We start from the raw sequence: 16,018 nt of genomic DNA, 5'->3' as shown, positions 1-16,018 counted from the left end.
CGCTATTCACAGACAGAGCAAAATCGGTCGCTGCGGCTTCAGTACGCTTCATAATAGCGGGCACATACTTCCTCATCTGATAAGTCCTCCATTAGAGAGATCTCTGTGCGTTTGTGTCGGTCGATGACATCAATGAGGGTTTTACCAAATGCTTTAGCAGCCCATTCGCTAGATGTGAGCGCGCTTAGCGCGTCATCAAGGTTCGATGCTAGGCGCGTGCATCCAGCTGCCTTCAGTTCCTCAGGGCTAAGTTTGGCAAGGTCTGTTTCGGTGGGCGTCGGCGTTGTCAGGTCGCGGTCCAAGCCGTCTAGACCGGCATTGATTAAGGCTGCGAGCAAGAGGTGGGGGCTGGCAGCCGCATCTGCGGCTCTAAACTCAAAATGGAATTTCCGAGCCATGGCCTCCGGATCTTTGGTGCCAAAGACTGGGCAAATACGTACCGCAGATTCACGATCTTTGTTCCCAAAATTGTTGAAGGCAGCACTCCAGCGATGAGGCTGGAGCCTGAGATATGAAGGAACAGAGGGCGCGGCGATGGCCAAGAATTCGGGTAGTCGTTCGAGAATGCCGGCCACAAAGGCACCCGATGCACGCGCAACTTCGCTAGGTTGCGTGGGGTCGTGGCAAACCGGTTGCCCATCTAAGGTTTCAAGGCTGAAATGGACATGCACCCCATTGCCAACGCCATCTGGATGCAAAATCGGAGCGAAGCTTGCGCGTTCACCCTGCCCTTGGGCACAAGCGCGCACCAAGTCTCTTAAGATTGCAGCTTCATCTGCTGCTCGTAATGCAGGTTTTGGGCCGACGGTAACTTCGCATTGGCCTGGCCCGTACTCCGGCATGAACGTGTCAATGTCGAGCCCCGCTGCGTCCAGAACCGACATAACAGCATTAGGGAATGTGCCGAGCCTTCGGAACGTGCGTAGCGTGTAGCCTAGCCCTTCTTGTTTCGGCAGGCCTGAATAATGAAACTCATGCTCGAAAGCCGCTTTGACGCGTAGGCCGTGCCGGTCTTCTAGCCGTTCCAACGCAGTCTTGAGCTGGCCGCGCAGACAGCAGTCCCACCGTTCGTCATCCAATGTGAAGATGTCACCCAAGGCAAAACTTTCGTCAATGCCAGCCTCTTCCATTTCGAGGTCGATCAAAGTTTCTGGATCCGGTCGGATCGTAAGATCCCCTAATGCGCCCCATGGGGAAGGTGCGATCGGGCCGAAAGAGGTCTGCAGAACATTCGTCGGTGTCCAGCCGATGCCGTTTTTTTGGCGCGACTCCCATGCGCGCCATGGAACCGCTTTACCGCGCAGTTGCCCTGCTACGTCACTGGCGCAGATCATTATTAAGTCGGTATCGAGACGCGTCACGTCGGACCTCCTAAGTGCTTTCAGATTGGGAATTATATGCGCCGGTATCTACGCAACTCAGCGTTTCGCCCAAGGCCAAACGTTCTTGAAGCGGAGGCCCGATCTTTTTTGCAAGCCCTCCGATAAGGGCCTCGGCGAGTAGAAGTTGCCCACAATGGCTATCTATTGGAGAAGGTGAAGCGGAAGGCATGCGAAACAGGACTTCGGCACCAAAATCATGCCTGTCGGCCCATGCGTCGGAGATGGCGATGACTCGCGCCCCCTGTTTGGCCGCAAGATTACTGAATCTCAGCAGGGATGGCTGATACCGGCGAATATCGGTCACGCAAAGTACCGTACGGCTGTTCATTTCCAATAGGTAGCGCTGCCATCCTTCGGATGGCCCCTCCACTAGCTGAACATTTGGGCGGAGCAAGCCCAGGTACTCTGTTAGCAGCGCGGCAATGTGCCGTGAATGGCGTCCGCCCGCGCAATAGATGCGGTTTTTCGTATCAGCGAGAAGAGCGGTGGCGGTTTCGAAATCCGCGTCCATTACTGGATCATGGCAATTCTGCAATTGCTGGGAAGTTCTGTTCAACAGATCGCTCAGCAAGCTCCCCTCTTGATCTGGGCGAGCAGTTTGGGCTGACAGTCGCTGTAGTGGTGTTTCCAGAAGCCGCGCTACGTCTGATTTTACAGCTTCCTGAAACCCTCCGTACCCATTCAGGTCGAGCCGTTGTACCAACCTCAGGACTGTCGCGGTACTCACATTGGAGCGCTCTGCTAAAGCTGAGACGGTGCAAAGAGCAGAAAGCGGGTATTGGCGCAGGATCTCGCGCGCCACGTCCTGCTCTCGACGTCCAAGAGATTCAAAAAGGTCAGTGATGCGCTGAGACACGGCAACAGAGTCGGCGCCAGTCGGGCTCAACTCGGGCTGATCAGTACGGGGCTGCGCATGTTTTTTGTTCATGAAAAAAAAGTAATGATATATAAGAGGCCCCACAAGACAAAAATGTCAAAAATTATTGACGCACGGCCCTCACCTTCGCTAGCGTCATGAGATGGACATGATGCCGGATAGCATGGCTGTTTTTGGCATGTCTCTGCGTCCTGTCGGCAGCGGTGGCGAAGAGCAACGACGCGTAAATGTTATTTGTCCGGTGTCATATTCGAAACTCAGGGGAGTAAAGATTGATGAAAACTTTAAAAAAATTTGCAGCAGCCGCGGCTTTGACCGCCTTAGGAGCCGCACCTGGCCTGGCACAGGACGAGCCAATCAAGATTGGAGCTCTTTATAATGCTACCGGAGGCATGTCGTCCTTGGATGGCCCTTCCCTAAAGGGCGCGCAACTGGCTGCTAAAAAAGTGAACGAGAACGGTGGCGTGCTTGGTCGGCAGATCGAGTTGCTTGCACCTGATACACGGACTGATCAACAGGAAACGGCGAAAGCTGCACAACGTGTCCTATCTGAAGGGGTCGTTGCTGGAATTGGGCAATCTGATACGACCTTTGTCATGGCCGCAGCGCCCTTGTTTCAAGAGGCTAGCATTCCCTTTGTGACATCCGGAGCAACGCACCCGGAGTTGCCGCAGTGGGTTGGAAACTACATGTTTATGGCGCCATTTGGAGATGATGACCAATCCTACGCCATCGCGGATTATGCGGTGGATGAGATGGACGCGAAGACTGCCGTCGTGTGGACGGACCAATCGATGGACTTCACGAAGGCCCTCAGCAAGTTTTTCAAGGAGCGTTTCATCGAGCGCGGCGGGGAAATTGTTGCTGAAGATAGCTTTATGATTGGCGACACTGACTTTTCAGCACAAATCGCGCGCCTCAAATCAACCGATCCGGCGCCCGACATTATTTTTGTCTCCGCAATCCCGACCGAAGCCGGTTTGACGGTCAAGCAAATCCGGGAAGCAGGGCTTGAGCTTCCGATCGTCTCTGGGGATGGCTTTGATACTGATCTGGTCGCGGATACCCCCGGTCCGGATCTGGCAAATGACGTTTGGTTTTCAACTCATACCTATCGTGGGGACGACCGTCCGGAAGTGGGCCAGTTCATTGCGGATTATAATGATGAGTACGGCATGGACCCCGAGAATGCTTTTGCGCCATTGGGCTATGATGCGTTGATGCTTGTTGTTGATGCAATCGAACGTGCCGGATCGGCGGAGCCCGATGCGATCCGCGATGAATTGGAAAAAACGCGCGACTTTAAAGCGGTGACCGGTACCATATCGTACACACGTGACACGATGGTGCCACCGAAGCCGATTTCGATCATCTCGGTTATGGGTGGTGAGTTCAACGTCGAGTCGATTTGGCGGCCTTGAGTTAAACGTCCACTCGCAAGCAGTCCATTGGTTTGCGAGCCTTTGAAAGACGAAGTGCGTGGGCGAAGTATTGGCGTTCCCCGAGGGAGTTTCCTTGGGGAACCACTTGCCCTACGAAAGCTCTTCCAAGATTGGCACTGTCTTCATGTGGGTCTCTACGGTTGATCTGACTTCATCACTCATCGGCAAATTTGGCGCTTCTGCATCCCAATGCTCCCGAAAAAGCTGAACGGTCTCTTTAGCAGCATCGATCGCCATCTTTTTCGGTATGGAAGCTTTCACCGCGAGATGCGTTAGCTCATCCAATGAGAACGCCGAGAACACTTTGGCGCGGCTGATCTTCATGTTGGTTGCATCGCCCGGAATGTAGGGCACGGTCGCCACAAAATCATAAGCGGGTGCCAGCGATACATACCGCCTGTCCGGGTAGATCAACGACCAGTTCTTCATGTGCATATCTGCATTGCCGATCAGCATATTAAAGGTCAGACGCCGGATATATTCGATGATGTCGGTGTCATTACCTTCGGCGGCGATCACCTGAGCGATGTTCCGGAATGTGCCATTGCCGTACTTGTCCTCAGGATAGAGCCCATAGACCTGTGCGAAATCCTCGATATGGACGCTCGATCCGTTGGATAGCCGATCAAAGCGCTCAATCACAAAGGCATGGTTGCCGGTCCTATCGATGCCTTCGGGCAAGTTCTTGATCGCATTGATGCTGACCAGATCGATGGCAGGCACGTTCATCCCGATAAGGCTGGCCAGCTTCATCATCGAGTATTCATTTTCAGGGACGCCGGAGAATTCGCGGGAGGGTAGCTTTACGATCCAAGAGCCCCCCACGCCAGAGGCGGGGATGGTCAGTCCGCCGCTTGCTTCCATCACGGCGGAAAACTTGAGTTGAACACCTGCCAGCGAGAAGCGCAGCGCGTTTTCGCGTTGATCATCGCCATGATCATCGGCACCGTCGGTGGCATCCGGCGGCCAGGCTTCACCATCGGAAGGGGTTATTGTGATCGCGCCGGGCAGGTCATGGCCAAGTGCCCAGAGTAAATAGAATTCACGTTCGGGATTCACGCCCACCCGTTCGGCCAGGTATTTGCGCAGATGACCTTCGGGCAGAAGGTTTGAGAAGAAGGGCATGACGCGCTTCTGATAGGGTCTAAAGTCCGTATAAAGCTCCCCGAATTCATCCTTGAAAGCGAGGCTGAGGGTCGGCCTGTCAGGGTTTTCGATATACTCGTCAGTGAAGGCAAAGATGGTGCGATCGCCGCCGAGATTGGTGAGCGTGCCGATCGGCTCGCCATACAGGTTCACGTTGAGAACGGAGACACTACTCATCGTTTTCTCCATCAAGGCGATAGGCAGGACGCGGCAAGCGCACGCGATCCTCGTTAGCTATGCCGTGAGCAAGCGTGTTCCGGAAACTTTTCATCTGCTTTGACGCGTCTTGCAGCGCTGCAATGCCACCCTCGCCCTCCACGGCTTTGAGCGCTTTACGGATGCTGCGCAATGTGTCGGGGTTCCGGATCAGGTTCCCGAATTGTCGCATCTCTCGAAACTGCCGCTGCAGGTTTTCGAAGGCGGGACTATCGATTTTGAGCGACTGGATGTGCTCAAGCTGCTTGGCGAGCTGGGCAATCTCTTTACGCGTTTCCGGCGTGGCCTTCGGCGCGTCGCTTACGTTACGGGTGAGCGTCCTTACGGCGGGTGCCGCCTTGCGCGGCACAAGCGCCAGTTCCAGATCGAGGGCGTTGGCAATGGCGGTCAGGCTTGAGACGGTGAGGTTGACCGCGCCGCTCTCGATCTTGGAGATGTGCGACTGCGGCACACCTGCACGCGCGCTTAGTGCGCGCTGGCTAAGCCCCTTGTTCTCGCGTGCGGTCTTCAGTGTCGCCGCCAGTTTTTCGCTCTCATAGCTCATCTTGATATAATCCTGCAGATCAAGCAAAGCGCTTGATCTGCGTTGGTGTATCATATTGGGCGCGGCTTCTCAAGTTATGATCTATTTAAGTATATATATGTAATGATGTGATATGCTTTTGTAGATCGAAAGCATGATGGCACATCTCCAAGATGGATCAGGGAGTGCGCACAGCCGTGTACTTCGGAGACCAGAGCATACTCGGTGCAGGGCCCTATGAATCATACGTCTGCCTTATGATCCGCGTTGCTTTTCGTCTAACCGGTTCGGTTTCCGTTCTTACACTTCGTTGCCGTTGAGCGAGGCATAGCATCGTCGTGACAGCTCGTGCTGGGTGGAATGCCCACTTGTGGAAAATCGGACGGGATCTTCTGCCCCTACAGCAGAGTGCCCACTACGTCTGGTTCGAATGTATCAAAGGGCTGACTGGGTTGGAAAACTTTCCTACAGCGCGCTATATGGAATTATGGACCCCGTGCGCGATAGCTCCGAGCCTGGGCGTCGGCCAGGCATGGGGATCGACGACCTGCCGTCTTGGAATGGCTGACCGGCTTCGGCCAGCGCAGGATATAAATGCCTGTGTCTGGGGCGGGCATCCAAAACTCGCCGCGTGCCTGGCGACAATCTCAACGAAGAAGGACGCAGCATTGATAACCCACACGATCCACAGGATAGCGGTGTTGGCTCGCCAAAACCGCCCTCTTCTTTTCTCAGAACGCCTCTAAGCGTTTCACAAGGAAATATTTTGGGCTGTCGCAGTCGATGCGGTGCTGGTGGAAAATCGTCTCCTTCGAATTTCCGACTTTTTAACAGAATAGGCTCTAAGCAAACTCTTTCTGCGGGCGTTCATTGAACTGATCGTGACAGGCTGCTGAAGTTGTTTCTGAAAAATGGCATATGGCGAAATCGTCCCACCCTCCGTCTCAATCAACCACATCATTTCTGAGCGCGATTGGCGGCCCAAGAATTTGGTTTTGTTGAGTTGTGATGCAAGCGTTCTTATTCGGCGGCTCGTAACTGTTGTAGGATATCTTCCACCTCTTCCGTCTGGCAATATCCGCCGAAGGCCGCGAGTGCCTTGTCGTGACGCGCTTTGGTTTTCGTTACACAGGCATCTTTGGCGCAGATCATGTAAAAGCCGAGATCAGCGCCATCACGCACCGCCATGTCGACACACTGATCGGTCAATAGTCCTGCCACGATGACCCGATCCAATCCCATGTTGCGCAGCAAATAGGAGAGATTGGTTGAGTTGAACACACCGGAAGAGGTCTTCGGGATCAAGATATCGTCTTCTTGTTGGCGCGCTTCTGGAAGTGTCTTGGCGAGGGGGGAGCCGCGGGGCACCAGAATGTCTGATAATTTGTGATCGAGGCTACGGTCCCGCCCATCTGCTGTTAGAGCTTCGATCACGGTATAAATGATTTCGCATCCTGAAGCGCGGGCGCCGTCAACCAAACGGGTTAATGCTGGCAGCATGCGGTCGCGCATCGCTGTGGCCATTTCGGGTGCTTCGGCCAAGACCTCGTCTGTATATTCACTAAGCTGGACATCAACCACAAGAACGGCGGTTTTCGATGGGGTTAACGGCCAGTTGCGTATTGGTTCGACCTGTTTCACAGCGTAGTCCCTTCTTTTGGAGGATTGGTTGTCACACCGAGGTTTTCGGCAGCTTCGCGCAGTGCAAAGACCAGTTCATTGGCTCGCGTCTCAATCTGTTCTCGAGTGGAGAGAAGGTCGTTTCGCACTTCAATTTCAACGCTGTCTAAGCCTCGATCTTCACCATGAACCGGGACTGTGTAGTCACTGTCTCGGTTCATGTCATAAGGCTCGTTTGCTAATGCCTTTTCCCCATGCTGCGCACGTAGCGCTTTTAGTAAAGCAGGAGATAACGTCGTGTCGCGGTCAAAGAGTACTCCATACTCCACTTCCCGTTGCTTTCCGAAGAACGTTGGGGTGAAGCTATGAATGGTCACAAAAAGAGTTCTTTGGCCTCGTGCTTCCCTCGCATCCAGCATATTTGCTACGCCATCCTGGAAGGGTTGCCAGATTTCGGCCCGACGTCGCGCGCGCTCGGCAGGCGTCAAATCGGCATTGGCTGGAACAGGAATGCCCTCGCCGTGTGTGGGGATGAAGCTCTCAGCTTCCCAATGTCGGTTGCAGTCGCAGATCATGCGCGAATACCGCTGGGTTGCCAAAGGGGCGTCAAGACGCTGGGCGATAATGTGCGCTAGGTCCAACGCCCCAATATCCCACATGAAGTGGCGGGTTAAGTGTTCATCATCAAGTCCCAGTGTGCCGAGGCTTTTTGGGAGGCGCGCGCTTGCGTGCTCACACACGATCACAAAAGGACTTTGGCCAAGCTCATTTTCAAGTCCGAAGGGCGATGGCTCGTCGGCACTTAAGAGTGTTAGATAATCAGGCATTAGGGGCTCCGACTACGGCTTTCTTCGCCGCTTCGCAAATGAAACTTTTAATACATATTGACATCAAGGCGGTTACAATATCAATTTAAATTTGTCTAGAATGTCTTCGGCAAGGTCTCATGTCGCAACTGAATGTGCGAAAACTTTCCAAACGGTTCGGCGGCGTACAAGCGCTGTCAAACGTGAGTTTCACTGTAGGGAAAGGTGATCTGGTTGGGCTGATCGGCCCGAATGGCGCCGGCAAAACAACTGCCTTTAATGTTCTGACTGGCGTAATGGCTGCCAGTAGCGGAAGCATTGAATTTGAGGGCAAGGACATCACTCGTCTGAGCCCTGAAGTGCGCGCTAATCTGGGTATGACCCGCACCTTCCAGAATATCCGATTATTTGACGATATGACGGTGCGTCAGAATGTTATGGCGGGCGCGCATGCACGCGCAGGTCGCTCATTGATGCACAGCGTCTTTGGTTTGCCTGGGCATCGTGCAGCCGAACAGCGCATTGGCGAGATCGCCGATGAAATGTTGGAACGAACGGGGCTGACAGAGTTTGGAAGCCGTAACGCGTCCGAATTATCTTATGGGGATCGGCGTCGGGTCGAAATCGCTCGAGCATTGGCCAGCGCGCCGACCCTGTTGCTGCTGGATGAGCCAGCGGCGGGGATGACAGACACTGAAAAAGGACGCCTTTCGCAGCTGGTGCGTCGTTTGAATGACGATGGCCTCACGATTATTCTCGTGGAGCATAACGTGCGCATGGTTGCTGCATTGTGCAAAAGACTCATCGTCGTGAACAAGGGCGAGATGCTGGCCCTTGGCAAGGTGGACGAGGTTTTGCGTATGCCCGAGGTCGCAGCCGTTTATCTGGGTCGTCGCCGCAAGGAGATATTGTGATGCTGCGTGTCGAGGAGCTGCACGTTAACCGAGGCCGCACTAAGGTTTTGCAGGGGATCAATTTTGCTGTCGAAGCTGGCGAGATCGCGACGCTCATTGGGGCCAATGGAGCAGGCAAGACGACAACTTTGATGACGTTATCGGGGCTTTTGCCCATTTCTAGCGGTCAAGCAAGGCTTCAAACCTCAGACGGCAGTTATGACGTTGGAGCAACCAGTCCGGTCGACTTAGTGCGCGCAGGTATTGTTCACGCCCCCGAAGGGCGTCAAATTTTTGGGCGTCTGAGCATTGAAGAGAACCTGCAGCTCGGTGCTTTCTTATCGAACGATAAGGCGCGCGTGGCGCGAGCAATTACTGATATTTATGAACGGTTTCCTATTTTGGGGGAACGGCGTGCAATGCCGGCGGGCAACCTTTCTGGGGGCGAGCAAATGATGCTGGCCATTGGCCGTGCGCTTGTCGCCGAGCCCAAATTGCTTTTGCTGGATGAACCATCCTTGGGCCTGGCGCCTCAGATCACTGAAGAGATATTCGACTTTCTTGAGGAGTTGAACCGCGAGCAAGGCGTGACGATGCTGATTGTCGAGCAAAACGCAATGCTCGCACTTGAGCTGGCAGATCGGGCTTTTGTTCTGGAAAACGGGCGTATCGTACTCGAGGGCAGCGGCGATGAGCTGCTCAATGATCCAGCTGTTTTTGAAGCATATTTGGGGGTGGGCTGATGTCCGACTATCTGATCCAGCAGGTCGTGAACGGTCTGAGTCTAGGCAGTCTTTATGCACTTGTGGCGATCGGCTTCTCACTGATTTATGGTGTAATCCGTTTGGTCAACTTTGCCCATGGCGACCTACTCATGATCGGTGCCTTTATGACCTTCGGCTTAGTGGCAAGTGATGTCGTGCCATGGGCCGCAATCCCGCTTCTCGTCCTCGCGGGAGGCTTTGCAGCTGGCGGGCTTATCGAGAGAATAGCTTTCCGCTCCATCAGTGGCGCACCTATGATCACCGGGTTTATTGTCACGCTTTCTGCCTCTGTCGCGATCCAGAACCTGGCACTGATTTTTCTGGGCTCGCAACCGCGTAACTTCAACTTTCCTGAGGTATTTCGTATGCGCCTTCCGCTTGGAGGCGCAGATGTCGCATTGATTGATCTCGTTATTCCGGCGGTCACTCTGTTATGTGCGCTTGGACTTACAACATTTATCCGCAAGACCAGAGTGGGAATTGCGATCCGTGCGGTGGCGGAAAACCCCTTTGCCGCACAGCTTATGGGGATCTCAATCGGCCGTTTGGTCTTTCTTGTTTTTGGGCTCGGCGGAGCCTTGGCCGCCCTAGCAGGTCTTTTCTGGAGCGGAAAATATGGCCAGATCAATCCCTTGATGGGGTTCCTGCCGGGTTTGAAGGCCTTTTTGGCCACGATTATCGGGGGTGTCGGGTCCTTGCCTGGTGCAATCGTTGGCGGCTATATCCTCGGCTTTTCTGAAATTGCCTTTGTGGGGTTTCTGCCACCTGAGTATTCAGGGTATCGCGATGCCTTCGTTTTTGGGCTCCTCATCCTGATCCTTTTGGTCCGCCCTCAAGGGTTGTTTGGTGAAGCAGAGCAGGAACGGGCATGAGACAGCTGCAAATCACACCTTGGCAGGCTTTCTTCGTGCTCGTTGTGGCTATGGCCATCCTGGTTCTGGCTGTTGATGCTTCTGGCAATGGCTACTTCCAGACGTTTACAGCCCTTATGCTCATTCAGGTGATGTTAGCGGTTAGCTTAACGATGACGAACGGCTTTACTGGTATGTTTAGTCTTGGTCACCCTGCTTTTATGACCATTGGGGCCTATGTCGCGATCCTGTTTACCTACCCAGTGGGCCGCAAAGGGTTTGCGATGCCCGCTTTGCCCGAAGCTGTCGCCCAGATCCATTTATCCCTCCCCGTAGCAGCTCTGGTTGGAGGCTTGGTTGCTGCGTTGATGGGGTGGATCATTGGACGTCTCGTTGTACATCTTCAAACCCATTATCTTGCGGTGGCCACGCTGGGCTTGATCATCGTTGTTCAGACCTTCGCTCTCAATCTGGATGGTTTCACCCGTGGTGGTCGCGGCATCACGGGCATTCCGCGGGAGGCGACGCTTGCATTGATCGGTTTTTTTACCGTTTTGGTGATCGTGCTGTGCTGGCGGATTAAACACGCTTCAATAGGGCGAGCGATGCTCGCTGTACGGGAAAACGAAATGGCTGCTCGTTGCTTTGGCATCAAAGCCATTCGGATAAAAGTAATGGCCTTTGTCTTAGGAGCAGGCATTGCTGGTTTCTGTGGGGCTCTTTTGCCGCATGTCGTTTCTGTCATGTCACCGAAGTCCTTCGGTCTGATATTGGCTTTCAATCTCATTGCGATCATCGTGGTCGGTGGGCAAGGGTCGATCATCGGGGCGATTTTTGCTGCCGTCTTGATCACCTTCGGCAGTGAATCTTTGCGTCAGGTAGAGGAAGCGACTGGGGTTTACGGCGTGACACAGGTGATCGTGGCCGTGGCGCTGATTGCTTTCCTATTGGTGCGGCCCAAGGGTCTCTTTGGTTTGAAAGAACCATTTGTGCGGACGTCATGACGATGCTTCTTGAAGCCGAAAAAACCGCGCTGCTGTTGATTGATGTGCAAGACTACGTTCTTGATCCGATCAATCACCCGCCGCGTCCGTCTTTTTATGACCGCATCGCCCATGTTGTGTGGCCAAGCTTGTCAAAGCTCTTGCCAACCGCGCGCGATAGCGGCGTTGAGGTGTGTTACACGGTCATGGAAAACCTTACTCGGGATGGTCGTGACCGCAGTCTTGATTACAAGCTTTCTGGTTTCAACATTCCTAAAGGTTCTCAAGGTGGGCAGGTTTCGTCCCGCTTTTCTCCTCAAAGTGACGATATCGTGTGGAAGAAGTCCTCGGCTTGCCTCTTTCATTCGACCAATTTTGACTACGTCATGCGTAATATGGGTATATCGACCATCCTATGTACGGGCTTTCTGACAGACCAATGTGTTGAGCAAACAATGAAAGTCGGGGCGGCTCTGGGGTATCGTATGATATGTATTGAAGACGCTTGTGCTACGGATACTAAAGAACGACATGCATCTGCCTTGCAGCGAATTTCACTCTCTGGTGAGGTCGCATCTAGCCAAACGGTCCGCTCAGCGTTTGTGTTTTAACGCTGCGGCTCAAAGCTAGATCATTACATCACCCCCATTGGGATTGAAGGTTGTACCTACGTAAAAAGCAGCTTGCTCAGTGGCCAATAACAATGCTGTCGGGGTAATCTCTTCGACGCGACCTTGCCGTCCGATCATGAGGTCATTTTGTTTTCTTGCGGCCCATTCGGGAGGCAGCCTCATGTCAGTATCCAGTGGCCCAGGACAAATTGCATTAACCGCGATACCATCCTTTGTCACCTCATGGGCCAGTGCTTTTGTAAGGCCAATTACCCCGGCCTTGGCTGCCGCATAATGGGTCATTCCATAGCCGCCCTTGTGAGCCAGCTGCGAGCTGATGTTGATGATCCGGCCATAGCCGCGCGCCCGCATCGCAGGCAGCACAGCACGGGTGCAAAGGAATACGCTCTTTAAGTTGATCCGGAGCATTTCATCCCATGTTTCGGTGGTCATTCCATCCATTGCTGCGACCGTGATGATCCCGGCGTTATTGACCAGGATATCCGGAGGACCAAGCACGTGAGCCGCTTCAGCCATTGCGGCATTGAGGGCAACCTCCTCCCCTACATCGACTTCAATGGCGACACTGCGCCGGCCAAGTTTTTTGATATCTTTGGCGACATTTGCACTGCTTCGCGCATTGCGATCAAAGATTGCAACATCGGCTCCTTCGCGGGCATAAAGTAACGCGATACCGCGTCCCAGACCTGTGCCTGCACCGGTAACGAAGGCAATACGATTGTCTAGTTGTCCCATAGGTGTGCTCCTTCGCACTCTGCGTGCGAGATTGATGATATCGTATATTTATGAGTATCTTAGAGTTGCAGCTGGCTGTTTCAAATATGTAAGTCCGGTTAAGAGGGGGTAAATACCCGTGGCCATGGGTATGACTTCGGCTGCTAAATAGTAGAATGCTACAGAAGCCTAAGAGGCGTTGCAAAAGAAGGATGCGGAATGGGCCAGAAGAACCAATTCCCCGCCGGCAGAAAGCTTGGACGGGTCCTGGTTACGGGTGCTGGCGGCTTTCTCGGGGCGGCAGTGGTAAGCGCACTCAGGACAAGAGGCGTAGATGTTGTGGCCACAGACGTGGGCTCAGTAGTATGCCAACGCAGTGATATCATGCAGTGCGAAGTGACAAACAGTGAGCAAGTCGACTTGGTTGTAAGGCAAGGAGAGTTCGATACGATCCTGCATTGTGGCGCCGTATCAGGTCCAATGGTAATGCCCGAGCGGCCCTTGGATATATGGAAAATCAATGCTGGAGGCACCGCCTCTGTTCTTGAGGCAGCCCGCCGCCATAGAGTGGGACGTGTCATCATATGCTCCACCAGTGAAGTATACGGTGAACTGTCAGGTTCTGTCGACGAAGCCTCTCAGCTTGCCACTCATACAATCTACGGTGCCAGCAAGGTAGCAGGCGAGCAAGCGATGCTGGGCTACGTCAAAGAGCATGGAGTAGATGCTGTCGCATTGCGGCTGTCATGGATATATGGGCCGGGGCGACAAACGCCTACGACGCTTGAGAAATTGGCGCGCGCAGCGCATTCAGATCACAGGTTTGAACTGCTTACGCCTGCGAACGCATATACTCATTACCTCCATATTACGGATGCTGTGGATGGCCTTTTGCGTGCCGCGGAAGCAAAAGCGCCTCGCTCAAAGATACTTAATATTACGGCTGGACCTGCAATCGAGATGTCAGATGTCGCAGAGATAGTTATGCAGATTCAGCCAGGCATAGCGGTCACCTGTGCACCTTCTACTCAAAGCGGACGGGGGATTTCAGAATTGCGCAATCAGCGGGCTTTTGAGGAAATTGGGTTTGCCCCAAAAATTTCCCTCGAAAGCGGTTTGAAACAACTGTTTCAGCACTTTCTCTCAGTTAAATAACCGGGCTCTTCTTTTGTGATGCAAACGCAGAGGATTTGAAGGTCAAAACTCTCAAACCGAGTGCTTATGCGGCCGTTCAGCACTCGACGGGGGAACTTCCTAGGTGCTTTGGGGTTCATTGAACAATACCTCATGCGGCCAGAAGGGCTAGTCGCAGTGTTTGCAAGTTAGGGATTTACTATGTTCGCTCACCTCAAAACCCTTGCCTTGGCGGCCGGCGTTAGCACGCTCGCGCTGAGCACAGCTGTTCTTGGCTCAGAGGACGTTCGCATTTCCAAGATTGATGTGGAATCTTCTGTCGCTTCAATGGCGGACAGCAATGCACTGACCTTTTACCCTGATCTAGAGGAAGACTTGAGGTCTGAGATTGCTCAACGTGTCCCATTGAGCAGTGACGGCGCAGACCCGCAAATAAGGGTCGATATTCGTAAGATCGCATTGAACGGATCAGTGATGCTTCCAGAAACTCGAGAATTCAATGAGTTAGAGGGTGTTGTTGATGTAACGAGCCCCACCGGGGAAAGCTCTGGACTGAGCTTTGCAGTCAATATTTCTGCCTATAGTGGTGACGCAGTCGCTCCAGAAGGCTATGTAAATGTGCCGCCTTCGGAGACAGATTTTTATGTTGCGATGGTTTCAACTTTTGCGGATGTTGTTGCTGAAGGCCTCAAAAACGTGAATACCTCCGGGAACAAAGTTGATCCCTAAATCCAGTTATTTCTTCTGTCGCAGCCCAGTTTTCAAAGACAGAAGGAAAAGGCGCGGGTCTTCCCACCGGATCCGCGCCACCATGCCTTTTTTGACAAGGTAGGCCGCCGCAATTTTGCCGAGCGATGGGGAGGAAGCGGCACGACATATGGCATCATAGCTATTCTTTTCCTGTAATTCGTAAGCAGCATGGAACATTGCGTCGCAGCTTCATCAGGTTGTTGCCGTAATGACGTTTGATCGAAAAGTCTTCTAGAAGTTAGACCTTGCCTGCAGCTTCGGGGCTGGCATATTTAAAATATGCCCTACGTGTTTCAAAGTGTCGGATTTGTCGGAATTTTTGCTATATTTTCCGACAAATCCGACAAGTCCGTGCCACTTCGCTCAAGCATATGACGTATTGAGGGGTCTGCTCCGGCTCAGTGCAAAATCCTACGTTAAGGAATATTTTTCCCTGACGCTGACACCCTTTGCGGAATTTACATTGAGACACGAACTGAGATGCACGACTTCGCTATCTGAGAGCCTATTTTACATCCGTTTCACAAACCTGCGTTTGTGGAAGCCGCCATTCGCTGCGCTGCGCATGAAATCACTCAGTGCGGACAAAGCAGCCATTTGCACACATGCGGCGAACGGCTGCTGCCAGAGCTTCGATTGTACAACGGGCGATAGCTATAGAAGATTTATGCCGCCAGCTTCTCATTTTTCATTCTTAATGAATGCTGCGTCTGCGACCGGCGTGAAACCCGGGCCTGTGATCTGAGGTGTTTAGTCTTCAGGTCGAGCTGCAATCCCGAGAGCGGCACCTGCGACCGGCGTGAAACCCTGACCCTTGGCCTGAGCTTTCTTCTCTTCAGTTTGCGAATGCGTAACGTCAATCGTAGCGCGTGCGGGGGCTTCGGGCGATGATTCTGGCGCGCCGGAATGGACCGCTCCGACAGCAATGATTGCACCCAAGCCGAGTGCCAAAGGACCAGCTGGCTCTGCTGAAGCTGATGTCGCAGTGATTGCACAGAACATGATTGCTGTGTTGCGAAGGGTGCGAAGCATAATATTTCCTTTAAGAACTATGTAAATGAAGCCAAAGCATTTGACCCTTTGAATAAGCCCAAGCCCCTGAAGATATGCCATTTCAACTATTTGTTATCGGATAACAGGGTGCAACCCACTTATCCGATAACTAGAAGGAAGGTGTGATGCGGCTGTGTACAGCCACACCTTCCGATGTTGGGGGGGTACTCAATTTTGAGCCTTTCCGAGGCCAGCTTTTCTTTCAGCGTTACTTCGCCATTCGAGATGAAAA

General features: G+C 53.2%; 16 protein-coding genes. 8 read left to right on the top strand and 8 right to left on the bottom strand.

The window, feature by feature from the left end:
- Positions 1–38 precede the first annotated feature (38 nt).
- Together DSM110093_RS17870 and DSM110093_RS17865 are read right to left on the bottom strand one after the other, a co-directional pair.
- Positions 39–1,361, bottom strand: coding sequence for a glutamine synthetase family protein (locus tag DSM110093_RS17870; RefSeq protein WP_243267796.1), 1,323 nt, complete (start codon positions 1,359–1,361; stop codon positions 39–41).
- 10 nt (positions 1,362–1,371) lie between these two features.
- Positions 1,372–2,310 carry a MurR/RpiR family transcriptional regulator gene (locus DSM110093_RS17865; RefSeq protein ID WP_243267795.1) on the bottom strand — a complete coding sequence of 313 codons (939 nt, stop codon included), beginning with the start codon at positions 2,308–2,310 and terminating at the stop codon, positions 1,372–1,374.
- A gap of 224 nt (positions 2,311–2,534) precedes the next feature.
- Between DSM110093_RS17865 and DSM110093_RS17860 the strand changes: the two genes are divergently transcribed.
- Positions 2,535–3,680: an ABC transporter substrate-binding protein gene (locus DSM110093_RS17860; RefSeq protein ID WP_243267794.1), complete on the top strand. Its 1,146-nt coding sequence runs from the start codon at positions 2,535–2,537 to the stop codon at positions 3,678–3,680.
- A gap of 111 nt (positions 3,681–3,791) precedes the next feature.
- On the opposite strand, the gene DSM110093_RS17855 is transcribed toward DSM110093_RS17860, so the two are convergent.
- The 4 genes from DSM110093_RS17855 to DSM110093_RS17840 form a co-directional block, all read right to left on the bottom strand.
- Complete coding sequence (locus DSM110093_RS17855; protein ID WP_243268002.1) at positions 3,792–5,024, bottom strand: HipA domain-containing protein; 1,233 nt, start codon at positions 5,022–5,024, stop codon at positions 3,792–3,794.
- Positions 5,017–5,607 (bottom strand): helix-turn-helix domain-containing protein, encoded by a 591-nt coding sequence (locus DSM110093_RS17850; protein ID WP_243267793.1) that lies wholly within the window; start codon positions 5,605–5,607, stop codon positions 5,017–5,019. Before DSM110093_RS17850 ends, DSM110093_RS17855 begins: the two co-directional genes overlap by 8 nt.
- A gap of 999 nt (positions 5,608–6,606) precedes the next feature.
- Positions 6,607–7,227, bottom strand: coding sequence for an isochorismatase family cysteine hydrolase (locus tag DSM110093_RS17845; protein ID WP_243267792.1), 621 nt, complete (start codon positions 7,225–7,227; stop codon positions 6,607–6,609).
- Entirely contained in the window at positions 7,224–8,033 is an 810-nt protein-coding gene (locus DSM110093_RS17840) for an N-formylglutamate amidohydrolase (RefSeq protein WP_243267791.1), read from the bottom strand. The genes DSM110093_RS17845 and DSM110093_RS17840 overlap by 4 nt, the downstream gene beginning before the upstream one ends.
- A 119-nt stretch (positions 8,034–8,152) precedes the next feature.
- Here DSM110093_RS17840 and DSM110093_RS17835 point away from each other — a divergent pair, with 119 nt between their 5' ends.
- From DSM110093_RS17835 to DSM110093_RS17815, 5 genes are read left to right on the top strand one after another with little or no spacing between them, the layout of a single operon-like run.
- Positions 8,153–8,926, top strand: a complete 774-nt coding sequence (locus DSM110093_RS17835) for an ABC transporter ATP-binding protein (protein ID WP_243267790.1) — start codon at positions 8,153–8,155, stop codon at positions 8,924–8,926.
- Positions 8,926–9,648 (top strand): ABC transporter ATP-binding protein, encoded by a 723-nt coding sequence (locus DSM110093_RS17830; protein WP_243263462.1) that lies wholly within the window; start codon positions 8,926–8,928, stop codon positions 9,646–9,648. The genes DSM110093_RS17835 and DSM110093_RS17830 overlap by 1 nt, the downstream gene beginning before the upstream one ends.
- Positions 9,648–10,541, top strand: a complete 894-nt coding sequence (locus tag DSM110093_RS17825) for a branched-chain amino acid ABC transporter permease (RefSeq protein WP_243263464.1) — start codon at positions 9,648–9,650, stop codon at positions 10,539–10,541. The genes DSM110093_RS17830 and DSM110093_RS17825 overlap by 1 nt, the downstream gene beginning before the upstream one ends.
- Positions 10,538–11,524, top strand: coding sequence for a branched-chain amino acid ABC transporter permease (locus DSM110093_RS17820; RefSeq protein WP_243263465.1), 987 nt, complete (start codon positions 10,538–10,540; stop codon positions 11,522–11,524). The genes DSM110093_RS17825 and DSM110093_RS17820 overlap by 4 nt, the downstream gene beginning before the upstream one ends.
- Entirely contained in the window at positions 11,521–12,114 is a 594-nt protein-coding gene (locus tag DSM110093_RS17815; protein WP_243267789.1) for an isochorismatase family cysteine hydrolase, read from the top strand. The genes DSM110093_RS17820 and DSM110093_RS17815 overlap by 4 nt, the downstream gene beginning before the upstream one ends.
- Positions 12,115–12,129: 15 nt before the next feature.
- Here the strand turns inward: DSM110093_RS17815 and DSM110093_RS17810 are convergent, their stop codons facing one another.
- A complete protein-coding gene (locus DSM110093_RS17810) occupies positions 12,130–12,870 on the bottom strand; it encodes an SDR family NAD(P)-dependent oxidoreductase (RefSeq protein WP_243263468.1) in 741 nt (246 codons plus the stop codon).
- Between the two features lie 198 nt (positions 12,871–13,068).
- Between DSM110093_RS17810 and DSM110093_RS17805 the strand changes: the two genes are divergently transcribed.
- Positions 13,069–14,004, top strand: coding sequence for an NAD(P)-dependent oxidoreductase (locus DSM110093_RS17805; protein WP_243267788.1), 936 nt, complete (start codon positions 13,069–13,071; stop codon positions 14,002–14,004).
- A gap of 180 nt (positions 14,005–14,184) precedes the next feature.
- The gene (locus DSM110093_RS17800; RefSeq protein WP_243267787.1) at positions 14,185–14,712 is read left to right on the top strand and encodes a hypothetical protein; all 528 of its coding nucleotides are present in this window, start codon (positions 14,185–14,187) and stop codon (positions 14,710–14,712) included.
- A 771-nt stretch (positions 14,713–15,483) separates the two neighbouring features.
- Here the strand turns inward: DSM110093_RS17800 and DSM110093_RS17795 are convergent.
- Positions 15,484–15,846 (bottom strand): hypothetical protein, encoded by a 363-nt coding sequence (locus DSM110093_RS17795; RefSeq protein WP_243267786.1) that lies wholly within the window; start codon positions 15,844–15,846, stop codon positions 15,484–15,486.
- Positions 15,847–16,018: the final 172 nt, after the last annotated feature.

It is taken from the genome of Sulfitobacter sp. DSM 110093 (genome assembly GCF_022788715.1).
In the GTDB taxonomy this organism is placed as follows: domain Bacteria; phylum Pseudomonadota; class Alphaproteobacteria; order Rhodobacterales; family Rhodobacteraceae; genus Sulfitobacter.
The sequence above is the reverse complement of the archived record's forward strand: the minus strand, read 5'-3'. Positions and strand labels throughout refer to the sequence as shown.

Bases quoted from the DNA above. Each gene is read 5' to 3' on its own strand.
- DSM110093_RS17810 (WP_243263468.1), bottom strand. From the start codon at position 12,870: ATGGGACAACTAGACAATCGTATTGCCTTCGTTACCGGTGCAGGCACA.
- DSM110093_RS17835 (WP_243267790.1), top strand. From the start codon at position 8,153: ATGTCGCAACTGAATGTGCGAAAACTTTCCAAACGGTTCGGCGGCGTA.
- DSM110093_RS17805 (WP_243267788.1), top strand. From the start codon at position 13,069: ATGGGCCAGAAGAACCAATTCCCCGCCGGCAGAAAGCTTGGACGGGTC.
- DSM110093_RS17850 (WP_243267793.1), bottom strand. From the start codon at position 5,607: ATGAGCTATGAGAGCGAAAAACTGGCGGCGACACTGAAGACCGCACGC.
- DSM110093_RS17860 (WP_243267794.1), top strand. From the start codon at position 2,535: ATGAAAACTTTAAAAAAATTTGCAGCAGCCGCGGCTTTGACCGCCTTA.
- DSM110093_RS17840 (WP_243267791.1), bottom strand. From the start codon at position 8,033: ATGCCTGATTATCTAACACTCTTAAGTGCCGACGAGCCATCGCCCTTC.
- DSM110093_RS17855 (WP_243268002.1), bottom strand. From the start codon at position 5,024: ATGAGTAGTGTCTCCGTTCTCAACGTGAACCTGTATGGCGAGCCGATC.
- DSM110093_RS17825 (WP_243263464.1), top strand. From the start codon at position 9,648: ATGTCCGACTATCTGATCCAGCAGGTCGTGAACGGTCTGAGTCTAGGC.
- DSM110093_RS17815 (WP_243267789.1), top strand. From the start codon at position 11,521: ATGACGATGCTTCTTGAAGCCGAAAAAACCGCGCTGCTGTTGATTGAT.
- DSM110093_RS17795 (WP_243267786.1), bottom strand. From the start codon at position 15,846: ATGGCATATCTTCAGGGGCTTGGGCTTATTCAAAGGGTCAAATGCTTT.
- DSM110093_RS17820 (WP_243263465.1), top strand. From the start codon at position 10,538: ATGAGACAGCTGCAAATCACACCTTGGCAGGCTTTCTTCGTGCTCGTT.
- DSM110093_RS17830 (WP_243263462.1), top strand. From the start codon at position 8,926: ATGCTGCGTGTCGAGGAGCTGCACGTTAACCGAGGCCGCACTAAGGTT.
- DSM110093_RS17800 (WP_243267787.1), top strand. From the start codon at position 14,185: ATGTTCGCTCACCTCAAAACCCTTGCCTTGGCGGCCGGCGTTAGCACG.
- DSM110093_RS17865 (WP_243267795.1), bottom strand. From the start codon at position 2,310: ATGAACAAAAAACATGCGCAGCCCCGTACTGATCAGCCCGAGTTGAGC.